Raw genomic sequence first — 12,072 nt, 5'->3', positions numbered from 1 at the left:
CAATGCACAGCTTGTTTTGGTAAAACAAACTTCTCATACGCGGCCTCCGCGCATGAGCAGCTTGTTTTCGTAATCCACCCTGAGCACCACGGCCAGCGCCACCAGGTTCATCAAGATCGCCGACCCCCCAAAGCTCATCAACGGCAGCGTGAGCCCCTTGGTTGGCAGCGCGCCCAGGTTCACACCCATGTTGATGAAGGCCTGAAAACCGATCCAGATCGCCACACCTTGCGCCACCAGCCCCGCGAACACGCGGTCCAGCGCAATGGCCTGGCGGCCGATGTGCATGATGCGGCGGGTCATCCACAAGAACAGCACGATGAGCGTGACCACGCCCACCAGGCCAAACTCCTCGCCGATTACGGCGAGCAAAAAGTCGGTGTGCGCCTCGGGCAGCCAGTGCAGCTTCTCCACACTGCCACCCAGCCCCACGCCAAACACCTCGCCGCGGCCGATGGCGATCAGCGAGTGCGAGAGCTGATAGCCCTTGCCCAGCGCGTGCTGTTCGCTGAAAGGGTCAAGGTACGCAAACACCCGCTCGCGGCGCCAGGGCGAACTGGCAATCATCAGTGCGAAGGCTCCCACCAGCACCCCGGCGATCAGGAAGAACATGCGGGCGTTCACGCCGCCCAGGAACAGGATGCCCATGGCGATCACGGCCACCACCATGAAGGCGCCCATGTCGGGCTCGGCCAGCAGCAGCACACCGACGATGGCCACCGCAGCGCCCATGGGCAGCACGGCGCGGAAGAAGCGTTCCTTCACCTCCATCTTGCGCACCATGTAGTCGGCGGCATAGATCAGCACCGCAAACTTCGCGACCTCGGACGGCTGAAAGCCCACCGGCCCGATGGACAGCCAGCGGCGTGCGCCATTGACGACCTTGCCCACGCCGGGGATCAACACCGCCACCAGCATGAGCAGCGCCACGATGAACAACCAGGGTGCCACCCGCTCCCACAGCGCCATGGGCACCTGAAAAGCCAGCAGCGCCGCCACAAAGCCCACCACCAGGTACATCATGTGGCGGGTCAGGAAATGGGTGGACGCATAGTTGGCAAAGCGCGGGTTGTCCGGCATGGCAATCGACGCCGAATACACCATCACCAACCCCCACGCCAGCAGTGCCACCACCACCCAGAGCAAGGCCTGGTCAAAGCCCAGCACGCTCGCGGGCGTGCTGGACGACTGCCGGTACTCGGTGCCGCCCACGCGCACGGGCAACACGTCGGCCGCCTTGCCAGGCAGGCCACCGAACCAGCCGGTCACACGTTGCAACAGGGTGCTGGCGGGTGCCGTCATTGCATGCCCTCCGCCGACTGGCCCGCATCGTCGGCCATCGCCCGCACGGTCTCGCAAAAGACCTGGGCGCGGTGCTCATAGTCCTTGAACATGTCGAAACTGGCGCAGGCGGGCGACATCAGCACCGCATCGCCAGAATGGGCGCGCTGCGCGGCCAGTGCAACGGCCTCAGGCAAAGTGTCCGCATCGAGCAACGGCACGCCAGCGTCCTGGAGCGCAGCGCGGATCAGCGGTGCGTCGCGGCCAATCAGCACCACCGCACGTGCACAACGTGCGACGGGGGCTGCCAGGGGCGCAAAGTCCTGCCCCTTGCCTTCTCCGCCCAGAATGACCACCAAACGCCGCTCCGTGCCCAGCCCCACCAGCGCAGCCGCCGTGGCGCCCACGTTGGTGCCCTTGCTGTCGTCAAAATATTCCACGCCGTGGATGATGGCCACGGGCTCCACGCGGTGCGGCTCGCCCCGGTACTCGCGCAAGCCGTAAAGCATGGGCGCCAGCGGGCAACCCGCCGCTGTGGCCAGCGCCAACGCCGCCAATGCATTGGTGGCGTTGTGGCGCCCCCGGATGCGCAGTGCATCCGCCGGCATGAGCCGCTGGATGTGCAGATCCTCTTCCACCTCGTTACGGCCGCGCTTGCGGGTTTCGTCCGCGTCCATGGCGCGCACCAGCCAGGGCATGCCGCTCACCACCTCAATGCCAAAGTCGCCCGGACGCCGGGGCATATCGCCACCAAACGTGAGGTGAGTGCGCACTTGCGGCTTTTGCAGCTTGACCTTGACGGGTGGCGGAAGCATCGCCATCACGCCCGGGTCTTCGCGGTTCAGGATCATCAAGCCCGCCTGCCCGAAGATGTGCGCCTTGGCAGCGGCGTAGGCTTCGATGCTGCCGTGCCAGTCCAGATGGTCCTGCGTGATGTTGAGCACCGTGGCGGCCGTGGGCTCAAAGCCCATGACGCCATCGAGCTGAAAGCTCGACAGCTCCAGCACCCACACGTCGGGCAAGGTGTCTGCATCCAGGTGTTCTGCCAGCGTGTCGAGCAGGGTCGGACCGATGTTGCCGGCCACGGCCACGCGTTTGCCTGAGCGCTCCACCAGCTGGCCAGTGAGCGAGGTCACGGTGGTCTTGCCGTTGGTCCCGGTGATGGCCAGCACGGCCGGGGCATACGCGTGCGAACTGCGCAACGCTGCCAGGGCTATGGCATACAGGCTCAACTCGCCACCAGCGCAAATGTTGTTTGCACGAGCCGCTACCAAAACAGGAGCAACTGCCTCGGGGCTCAGTCCTGGCGAACGATAGACCGCCTGCAGGTTCTGCCCTTGCACCAGGCTGGCATCGAATGCGCCCGACACAAACCGCACCTGGGGCAGCTCCTGCTGCAATGCGGGCAGTTGCGGCGGCGCGGCGCGTGTATCGGCCACGGTGACCTGCGCGCCGCAGCGCACGCACCAGCGTGCCATCGCCATGCCTGAGGCACCCAGGCCCAGGATCAGGATGTTCTGGTCTTGCAGCAGGTTCACGACGCCGTCGCGCGCCGGACCTGCAGGTACGTCGGGGGTCACGGACTCGTCGGCCTCTGCGGTGTCAGTAATGTCCGCACTGTCAGCAGGTCCTGAATCGGGTGCGGCCACCTCGGCAAAGATCTGCGCCACAAAGTCTGCCGCAGCCTTGGCGGCGGAGACGGCGGGCACCGCCTCGGGGTTCCAGGCGGTACTGGTGCTTTTAGCTGCAGGCGCGCCTGGTGCTCCCTCAGTGCCCTCCGCTGCCGACATGACTTCTGGCACTTCGCTGCCTGATGCCGCAACGTCTTGCGCCGGATTCACTTCAGGCGCCAGAGGCGCAGCATCCTGCGCTTCAGGAGGGACCTCTGGAGCACCGTCAGCATCCACCCCAGCCCCTGCCAACGGGGGCATGACCTCGGGCGTACCGAGGGGGTCAGGGACAAGAGGATCGTTCGGGTTCATCGCAGTTTCAGCGTGGACAGGCCAATCAGGCACAGCAGCATGGTGATGATCCAGAAGCGGACAACCACCTGCGTTTCTTTCCAGCCGCTCTTTTCAAAGTGGTGGTGCAGGGGCGCCATCTTGAGCAGGCGACGGCCTTCTCCGTAGCGCTTCTTGGTGTACTTGAACCAGGTGACCTGCAGCATCACCGACAGAGCCTCGACCACAAAGATGCCGCCCATGATGGCCAACACAATCTCCTGGCGCACGATGATGGCGATGGTGCCCAGGGCTCCGCCCAGCGCGAGCGCGCCCACGTCGCCCATGAAGACCTGGGCGGGGTGCGCGTTGAACCAGAGGAAAGCCAGGCCCGCGCCCGCCATGGCTGCGCAGAAGATCAGCAACTCGCCCGAGCCCGGAATGTGCGGGAAGAACAGGTACTTGGAATACACCGAGCTGCCGGTGACGTAGGCAAACACGCCCAGGGCCGAGCCCACCATCACCACGGGCATGATGGCCAGGCCGTCCAGGCCATCGGTCAGGTTCACCGCATTGCTGGAGCCCACGATCACCAGATAAGTCAGGATCACGAAGCCCAGGACACCCAGCGGGTAGCTCACTTCCTTGAAGAAGGGCAACTGCAACCCCGCCTTGGGTGGCAGGTCGAGCGAGAAGCCCGACTGGACCCAGCCCACAAACAGCTCCCACACCTTGGCGTTGGAGCTTTCGGAAATGCTGAACACCAGGTACAGCGCGGCCATGAGGCCGATCACCGACTGCCAGAAATACTTCTCGCGCGAGCGCATGCCCTCGGGGTCCTTATGGACCACCTTGCGCCAGTCATCCACCCAGCCGATGGCGCCAAAGCCCAGCGTGACGATCAACACGATCCACACAAAGCGGTTGGACAGGTCGAACCACAGCAATGTGGAAATGGCGATCGACAACAGGATCAACACACCGCCCATGGTGGGCGTGCCACTCTTGGACAGGTGCGACTGCATCGCATAGCCCCGGATGGGCTGGCCGATCTTGAGCGAGGTGAGCACGCGGATCACCTTGGGGCCGGCCACCAGTCCGATGAGCAGCGCCGTCATGGCGGCCATCACCGCGCGGAACGTGAGGTACTGGAACACCCGAAAGAAGCCGAACTCGGGCGACAGGCCCTGCAGCCATTGCGACAGCATCAGCAGCATGTGGCACCTCCGGCGTGGGCAGGCACCGCGCGGTCGATTTCAATGCGTTGCGCCATGGTGTCCCTCCCGTGGATTGATCGGCTTTTGTTGTTGTTCTGGGGGCAGTGCGGCGGCCGCAATGGCCTCGACCACCTGTTCCGTCTTCATGAATCGCGATCCCTTGACCAGCACGCTGCCCATCGTGGGCAATGCGCTGCGCACAGCATCCAGCAGCGCTGCCATCTCGTTGAAATGCAGGGCCCCTTCGCCATAGGCCGACGCGGCGTGCACCGACTGCGCTCCGAGCGCAAACAGCCTGGGGATACCGGCAGCACGCGCCAGCGCACCGGCTTCAGCGTGGAACTGAGGCCCTTGATCACCGACCTCGCCCATATCGCCCATGACCAGCAACTGCGGCCCCGGCAACTCGGCCAGAACCTGTATGGCGGCATGCATGGAGTCAGGGTTGGCGTTGTACGTATCGTCCACCACCGTGACCTCGCGGCCTGCCACCGACACGCTGAACGCACGCGAGCGCCCCTTGACCGGCATGAAATCGCGCAGGCCCTGGGCAATGGCGGCCAGAGGCGCACCCGCTGCCAGGGTGCAGGCCGTGGCCGCCAGTGCGTTGGTGACGTTGTGGCGGCCTGCGATGTGCAGGCGGGTCGTGATCTTGCCGCGTGGTGTGGCCAGGGTGACCGCCCAGGCGCCGCGCTCCCACGTGGCCTGCGCACAGCGAACATCGCCGCCATCACCAAAGGTCACCGTGCGGCGGTCGGGCCGCTCCATGGCCAGCGACTGCCACAGGCCCGTATAGGTATCCCCTGCCGGAAACACGGCCACGCCATCGGCGGGCAAGCTGTCAAACACCGAACCGTTCTCGCGGGCAACAGCCTCGACGGTGTGCATGAACTCCAGATGCTCGCGCTGCGCGTTGTTGACCAAGGCCACCGTGGGCTGGGCCATGGCAGCCAGCGTGGCGATCTCGCCGGGGTGATTCATGCCCATCTCGATCACGGCGGCGCGGTGGCTGGCGCGCAGGCGCATCAGCATCAGCGGCACACCGATGTCGTTGTTGAAGTTGCCCTGCGTGGCAAACGCAGCTTCACCCTGCCAGGCACGCAGGATGGACGCGATCATCTGCGTCACTGTGGTCTTGCCATTGCTGCCCGTCACGCCGATCAGCGGCAGGTGGAACTGCGTACGCCAGCCGGTGGCCAGTGCGCCCAGCGCAGCCAGACTGTCAGGCACTTCGATGCCGGGCAAACCGGCTGCCTCCAGGCCACCGTGTGCAATGGCCGCCGCAGCTCCGCCTGCGCGGGCGTCCGCAAGGAAGGCATTGGCGTCAAAACGCTCGCCTTTGAGCGCCACAAACAGATCGCCCGGCTGCAGGGTGCGCGTGTCGGTGTGCACACGCGCCAGCGGGGTGACGCCATCACCCACCAGGCGGGCGGCGGGAATACGCGGCTGCAGAAGCGCCCAGGCTTGCTGCAGCGTCATGACGGGTGCAATGGTGTTCATGCCCATGTGTGGGCTCCTCGTGCCTGCAGCGCAGCTTGCGCGTGGGCCATGTCGGAGAACGGCACGCGCACGCCTGCCGTCTCCTGGGTGTCTTCGTGGCCCTTGCCCGCAATCAGCACCACGTCGGCGGGCGCTGCTTCGGAAATGGCCTGGGCGATGGCGGCCGCGCGGTCGGGCTCGGCGCGCACCGTGCCGCCGGCAATCGTGCCCTGCAGGATCTGGTGCAGGATGGCTGCGGGGTCTTCGCTGCGGGGGTTGTCGCTGGTCACCAGCACCTGGTCGGCCTGCTGCTGGGCCACCGCGCCCATCAGCGGGCGCTTGCCCGCGTCGCGGTCGCCGCCGCAGCCAAACACGCACCACAGCCGCCCGCCGCGCTCGGCAGCCAGGGGGCGCAGGGCTTGCAGGGCCTTGTCCAAAGCGTCGGGGGTGTGGGCGTAGTCCACGGCCACCAGGGGTTGACCCGCCGACACCAACCGCTGCATGCGGCCCGGCACGGGCTGCAGGCTGGCGCAAGCGCGCACGGCGCGGTCCAGCGGCACGCCCAGGCTGCGCAGCGTGGCCAGCACCCCCAGCAGGTTCAGCACGTTGTACTGGCCGATCACGCGGGTTTGCAGCAGATGGCGATCAGCGCCCTCGACCACCGTGAAACGCAGGCCCTGGTCACCCAGGGCGATGTCCTGTGCAGCCAGGCGCGCAGGCCCCTGGGCCGAGACGCTCCACAGATCCAGCGCACCGCCCTTCAGCTCGCCATGCAATTGGGCGCCTGCAGGGTCGTCCACATTGATGATGGCAGCCTGCAGGCCCGGCCAGTCGAACAGCGCCCGCTTGGCCAGCCAGTAATCGGCCATGCTGCCGTGGTAGTCCAGGTGGTCTTGCGTGAAGTTGGTGAAGATGGCCGCGTGGATGTGCGTGCCGTCGAGCCGGGCCTCGGCCAATCCAATCGACGAGGCCTCGATGGCGCAGGCACCGAGGCCCTGCGCCGCAAACTGGGCAAACGCGCGCTGCAGGCGCACCGGGTCGGGCGTAGTCATGCCGGTGGAGGTGAGCGCGGGTGGCAGTCCCATGCCCAAAGTACCCACCAGCGCACATCGATCTTGCCCAAATTGCTCCTCATTCGATAGCACATTCAGAGCGCCTGCGAGCCACCATGCCGTGCTGGTCTTGCCATTGGTTCCCGTCACCGCCAGCACCTTCAGCTGCTGCGTGGGCTGCGCAAACCATTCCGCCGCGATGGGCCCGGTGGCTGCCTTGAGGCCCTGCAGCGCGGCCATGTGGTCGCCCGCAAAAGCGAAGGCCTCGACCCCCGCCTGCTCCACAAGGCAGGCCGTGGCGCCGCGCACCATGGCGTCGGCCACATGTGCGCGGCCGTCAGTGGCAGCACCGGGCCAGGCGATGAAGCCATCGCCGGGCGTGATCTGGCGGCTGTCGGTGCGCAGGGCGCCGGTCACACGTGAGCGCAGCCATTGCACCGCGTCGCTGGCGGACTGCAGGGTGTGGAGGGGCGAATGCGTCACAGCGACTCCTCCACCGCATTGGCCACGATTTGCGGCTTGACGGCCATGTCGGGCTGCACGCCCATCATGCGCAGCGTCTGCTGCACCACCTCGCTGAACACGGGTGCGGCCACGGCACCGCCGTAGAACACGCCGTTGCTGGGCTCGTCGATCATCACGGCCACGATGATGCGGGGCTTGTCGATGGGTGCCATGCCAGTGAACCACGCGCGGTACTTGCCCGAAGCGTAGTTCTTTCCCACCTGCTTGCGCGCCGTGCCCGACTTGCCACCCACCGAGTAACCCACGGTCTGCGCCTTCTGGCCCGTGCCGCCAGGGCCTGCAGCCATCTGCAGCATCTTGCGCACCTGGTCGGCCGTGCGCTCCGAAAACACGGGCACGCCCACGGCGGGCTCGGCCGTCTTGAGCATGGTGGCGGGAATCACCCGGCCGCCATTGGCAAACACCGTGTACGAGCGCGCCATCTGGAACAGGCTGGCCGACAGGCCGTAGCCATACGACATGGTGGCCTGCTCCACCGGGCGCCAGCTCTTGTAGGGGCGCAGGCGGCCCGTCACCACGCCCGGGAAGTGCAATTGGGGCTTCTGACCAAAACCGGCGGCCGAGAAGGTCTCCCACATCTCGCGCGCGGGCATCTGCATGGCCAGCTTGGTGGTGCCCACGTTGCTGGACTTCTGGATCACGCCTTCGACAGTGAGCACGCCGTAGTTGTGCGTGTCCGAGATTGTGGAGCCGGTGATGGTGATGCGTCCGGGGTTGGTATCCACCACGGTCTCGGGGCGCACACGGCCCGTCTCCAGCGCCAGGCCAATGGTGAACGGCTTCATGGTCGAGCCGGGCTCGAAAACGTCGGTGAGCGCGCGGTTGCGCAGTTGCTCGCCAGTCAGGTTCTGGCGCTTGTCGGGCACGTAGCTCGGGTAGTTGGCCAGCGCCAGCAGTTCACCCGTGTGGGCATCGAGCACCACCACACTGCCTGCCTTGGCCTTGTGCGCGGCGACCTGGTCGCGCAGCTTCTGGTAGGCAAAAAACTGCACCTTGCTGTCGATGGACAACTGCATGTCCTTGCCATCGACCGGGGGCACGGTTTCGCCCACGCTTTCCACCACGCGGCCCAGCCGGTCCTTGATCACGCGGCGCGATCCAGGTTTGCCCGCCAGCTCCTTGTCGAACGCCAGCTCCATGCCTTCCTGGCCATGGTCTTCCACATTGGTAAAGCCCACCACGTGTGCTGCGGCCTCGCCCTCGGGGTACTGGCGCTTGTATTCCTTGCGCTGGTAGATGCCCTTGATGTCCAGGGCCGCAATCTGCTGGCCCACATCCCAGTCCAGCTGGCGCTTGATCCAGACAAAGGTCTTGTCCTCATCCGCCAGCTTCTTCAGCAGGTCGGCCTGCGGCATGTCCAGCAGTTTGGCCAGTTGCTTGAGCTTGGCACGCACTTCGGGCTTGTCCTGGTCCACGTCCTCAGGGATGGCCCAGATGCTCGCAGCCGGCACGCTGGACGCGAGGATCAGTCCGTTGCGGTCCACGATCTTGCCGCGGTTGGCGGGCAGCTCCAGCGTGCGCGCAAACCGCACCTCGCCCTGACGCTGGAAGAACGCATTGCCAAACACCTGCACATAGGCAGCACGCCCGACCAGCCCCAGGAAGCCCAGCCCAATCACCGCCACGATGAACTTGCTGCGCCAGACCGGCGTCTTGCTGGCTAGCAGAGGGCTGGAGGTGTAGAGCACGCTGCGGCTCATGGCTGCTCCCCTGCCGGTTGCGACGCAGTCGCAGCCGCGGTCGCCGCAGCAGCGACGCCCCGTGGGTCGGACACATACTGCGTGATGGCTGGCGTGGCAGTGCGCATGTTCAGCTGCGCCCGCGCAATCTTCTCCACACGCAGCGGCGTGGCCTGGGCGCGCTTTTCTACCTGCAGTCGCTGGTGCTCCGTTTCCAGGCGGCGGGCCTCGGCCACGGCGCGGTCCAGCTCGGTGAACAGGCGGCGCGATTCGTACTGGGTGTGCACCAGATAGATCGCGCTGGCCAGCACTGCCAGCAACAGGACCACGTTGAGCCGAGTCATGTCAGACGACCGCCGTGCGCTCGGCCACGCGCATGATGGCGCTGCGCGAGCGCGGGTTGGCCTCGACCTCGGCCGCACTGGGCTTGATGCGGTCGAGCGCAACGAGTCTCATGGCCTGCGGCGCGGCAAACGGTGCGCGGCGGTCGTACACCTCCTTGGAGTGTTTGGCGATGAACTGCTTGACGATGCGGTCTTCGAGCGAATGGAAGCTGATGACCACCAGCCGCCCACCGGGCTGCAGCACCGAGAGGCTGGCCTCTAGCGCCTGTTGCAGCTCTTCAAGCTCGGCGTTGATGAAAATCCGAAGAGCTTGAAATGTGCGCGTTGCAGGGTTCTGGCCCGGCTCGCGGGTTTTGACCGCGCCAGCCACGAGGTCGGCCAATTCTGCGGTGGTTGCAAGAGGACCCCGTTCTTCGCGCCGAGCAACAATCGCCTTTGCAATGGGGCCAGCAAACCGTTCTTCACCGTAGTCACGTATCACCTCCGCAATCTGACCGACTTCGGCCGTGGCCAACCAATCGGCCACGCTTTCGCCGCGCGTGGTATCCATGCGCATGTCCAGCGGACCGTCAAAACGGAAACTGAAGCCCCGCTCGGGGCTGTCGATCTGGGGCGAGCTCACGCCCAGGTCCATCAACACGCCCGCAGCGCTGGCGGGCGGCAGCTCGGCCAGATGGCGAAAACCTTCGTGCCGAATGGAAAAACGCGCATCGGTGATGCGCGTTGCTTCGGCGATGGCTTCGGGGTCCTTGTCAAAGGCCACCAGGCGCCCCTGGGGGCCCAGCCGGAGCAGGATGAGGCGGGAGTGCCCACCGCGCCCGAAGGTCGCATCGATCCAGGTGCCGGAAGGCTCCGGGCCTGCGCCACCGAGGAGAGAGTCCACGGCCTCGTTCAGCAGGACGGTGGTGTGTTGCAAGGGGGATGTCACAGCGCGCCTCAGAAGGAGAAGTCCTTGAAGACATCCGGCATCTCGCCCTGCATGGCCTTGGCTTCCTGCTCGTCGTAGGTGGCCTTGTCCCAGAGTTCGAAATGGTTGCCCATGCCCAGCAGCATGGTGTCTTTGGAAATACCGGCGGCTTCGCGCAGCTCGGGGGAGATCAGCACACGGCCGGTGGCGTCCATGTCCACATCCATGGCATTGCCCAGGAAGATGCGCTTCCACCACTGGGCGGACATGGGCAGCTGGGCAATGCGCTCGCGGAACTTCTCCCATTCAGGACGGGGAAAGACCATGAGGCAGCCGTGCGGGTGCTTGGTGATAGTGAGCTGACCGGATGCCGTGGCCGCGAGGACGTCACGATGCCGGGTCGGCACGGACAGCCGACCCTTCGCATCGAGACTCAGCGACGAGGCACCTTGAAACACGGACAGATTCCCAGTTCGGTTTTGCGCCTCGCAAGTCCAGAAACGGACTTTGAGGGCACTTTTCACCACTTAATTGCACTTTTTTGCACTGTAGCAGGAAAAGCACACCGAACAAGGGGGTTGTCCCACAAACTTTTCAATGAAATCAACGACTTAGATGCGTTTTTTCAGACACCAGAACGCCAAAAGTCGTTGAAAAAGAAGCACTTAGAGAGGCCTATGAAAGTGACCTCTCAAGGCTTGACCGAGTGGTCACAGGATGTAGCGCGACAGGTCCTCGTCCTGGCTCAGGGTCTGCAGGCGGGCATCGACGTAGGCCGCGTCGATGGTGATGGTCTGGCCCGAAAGACGCGTGGCGTCAAAACTCACCTCGTCCAGCAAGCGCTCCATCACCGTGGACAGGCGGCGCGCCCCGATATTCTCGGTGCGCTCGTTCACCTCGAAGGCGATGTGCGCGAGGCGTGTGATGCCGTCAGGCGCGAATTCCAGCGCGACACCCTCAGTCGCCAGTAGCGCCTGGTACTGCTTGACCAGCGACGCATGGGTCTGCGTGAGGATGGCTTCAAAGTCCTTGACCGACAGCGACTCCAGCTCCACCCGGATGGGAAAACGCCCCTGCAGCTCCGGGATCAGGTCGCTGGGCTTGGACAGGTGAAACGCCCCCGAGGCGATGAACAGGATGTGGTCCGTCTTGATCATGCCGTACTTGGTGGACACCGTGGTGCCCTCCACCAGCGGCAGCAGGTCGCGCTGCACGCCCTGGCGCGATACGTCGGCGCCACTGCTTTCCTGCCGCGCGGCCACCTTGTCGATCTCATCGATGAAGACGATACCGTTTTGCTCGGCGCTGGCCACCGCGCGGGTCTTGATGTCCTCTTCGTTGACCAGCTTGGCCGCCTCTTCATCGGCAATGAGCTTCAGGGCCTCAGCGATCTTGAGCTTGCGGGTCTTGCGCTTGTCCTGCCCCAGCTGGCTGAACATGCCACGCAGCTGCTCGGTCATCTCTTCCATGCCCTGGGGGCCCATGATTTCGAGCTGGGGGCGGCCTTCGGCCACGTCGATCTCGATCTCCTTGTCATCCAGTGCACCTTCGCGCAGCTTCTTGCGAAAGACCTGGCGGGCCGTGTTGTCAGCGGCGGGTTCGCTGCCTGCCGCTGCGCGGGCTGGGGGGATCAGCACGTCCAGGATGC

General features: G+C 65.3%; 10 protein-coding genes. All 10 read right to left on the bottom strand.

From position 1 onward, the window contains the following. Window positions 1-33: 33 nt before the first annotated feature. Window positions 34-1,302 carry a putative lipid II flippase FtsW gene (ftsW, locus tag ISS20_RS10500; RefSeq protein ID WP_291436337.1) on the bottom strand — a complete coding sequence of 423 codons (1,269 nt, stop codon included), beginning with the start codon at window positions 1,300-1,302 and terminating at the stop codon, window positions 34-36. Next, entirely contained in the window at window positions 1,299-3,263 is a 1,965-nt protein-coding gene (gene murD / locus ISS20_RS10495; protein WP_291436335.1) for a UDP-N-acetylmuramoyl-L-alanine--D-glutamate ligase, read from the bottom strand. Before murD ends, ftsW begins: the two co-directional genes overlap by 4 nt. Next, complete coding sequence (gene mraY / locus ISS20_RS10490) at window positions 3,260-4,438, bottom strand: phospho-N-acetylmuramoyl-pentapeptide-transferase (protein WP_291436333.1); 1,179 nt, start codon at window positions 4,436-4,438, stop codon at window positions 3,260-3,262. Before mraY ends, murD begins: the two co-directional genes overlap by 4 nt. A gap of 39 nt (window positions 4,439-4,477) precedes the next feature. Continuing rightward, the gene (murF, locus tag ISS20_RS10485; protein ID WP_291436331.1) at window positions 4,478-5,944 is read right to left on the bottom strand and encodes a UDP-N-acetylmuramoyl-tripeptide--D-alanyl-D-alanine ligase; all 1,467 of its coding nucleotides are present in this window, start codon (window positions 5,942-5,944) and stop codon (window positions 4,478-4,480) included. Beyond that, complete coding sequence (locus tag ISS20_RS10480; RefSeq protein ID WP_291436329.1) at window positions 5,935-7,452, bottom strand: UDP-N-acetylmuramoyl-L-alanyl-D-glutamate--2,6-diaminopimelate ligase; 1,518 nt, start codon at window positions 7,450-7,452, stop codon at window positions 5,935-5,937. Before ISS20_RS10480 ends, murF begins: the two co-directional genes overlap by 10 nt. Further along, window positions 7,449-9,194 (bottom strand): penicillin-binding protein 2, encoded by a 1,746-nt coding sequence (locus ISS20_RS10475; protein WP_291436327.1) that lies wholly within the window; start codon window positions 9,192-9,194, stop codon window positions 7,449-7,451. Before ISS20_RS10475 ends, ISS20_RS10480 begins: the two co-directional genes overlap by 4 nt. After that, window positions 9,191-9,517: a cell division protein FtsL gene (gene ftsL / locus ISS20_RS10470; RefSeq protein ID WP_291436325.1), complete on the bottom strand. Its 327-nt coding sequence runs from the start codon at window positions 9,515-9,517 to the stop codon at window positions 9,191-9,193. Before ftsL ends, ISS20_RS10475 begins: the two co-directional genes overlap by 4 nt. Window position 9,518: 1 nt before the next feature. Further along, window positions 9,519-10,445: a 16S rRNA (cytosine(1402)-N(4))-methyltransferase RsmH gene (gene rsmH / locus ISS20_RS10465; RefSeq protein ID WP_291436323.1), complete on the bottom strand. Its 927-nt coding sequence runs from the start codon at window positions 10,443-10,445 to the stop codon at window positions 9,519-9,521. An 8-nt stretch (window positions 10,446-10,453) separates the two neighbouring features. Next, on the bottom strand, window positions 10,454-10,882 hold the full coding sequence (gene mraZ, locus ISS20_RS10460) for a division/cell wall cluster transcriptional repressor MraZ (protein WP_015012546.1): 429 nt from the start codon (window positions 10,880-10,882) through the stop codon (window positions 10,454-10,456). A 252-nt stretch (window positions 10,883-11,134) separates the two neighbouring features. Beyond that, window positions 11,135-12,072, bottom strand: a 938-nt coding sequence (gene hslU, locus ISS20_RS10455; RefSeq protein WP_291436320.1) for an ATP-dependent protease ATPase subunit HslU, incomplete at its 5' end; no start/stop codon positions are given.

Source organism: Acidovorax sp. (assembly GCF_016783915.1).
Taxonomy (GTDB): Bacteria; Pseudomonadota; Gammaproteobacteria; order Burkholderiales; family Burkholderiaceae_C; genus Acidovorax.
The sequence above is the reverse complement of the archived record's forward strand: the minus strand, read 5'-3'. Positions and strand labels throughout refer to the sequence as shown.

Excerpts from the sequence above, each read along its gene's own strand:
- ftsW (WP_291436337.1), bottom strand. The coding sequence starts at position 1,302 with ATGACGGCACCCGCCAGCACCCTGTTGCAACGTGTGACCGGCTGGTTC.
- murD (WP_291436335.1), bottom strand. The coding sequence starts at position 3,263 with ATGAACCCGAACGATCCTCTTGTCCCTGACCCCCTCGGTACGCCCGAG.
- mraY (WP_291436333.1), bottom strand. The coding sequence starts at position 4,438 with ATGCTGCTGATGCTGTCGCAATGGCTGCAGGGCCTGTCGCCCGAGTTC.
- murF (WP_291436331.1), bottom strand. The coding sequence starts at position 5,944 with ATGGGCATGAACACCATTGCACCCGTCATGACGCTGCAGCAAGCCTGG.
- ISS20_RS10475 (WP_291436327.1), bottom strand. The coding sequence starts at position 9,194 with ATGAGCCGCAGCGTGCTCTACACCTCCAGCCCTCTGCTAGCCAGCAAG.
- ftsL (WP_291436325.1), bottom strand. The coding sequence starts at position 9,517 with ATGACTCGGCTCAACGTGGTCCTGTTGCTGGCAGTGCTGGCCAGCGCG.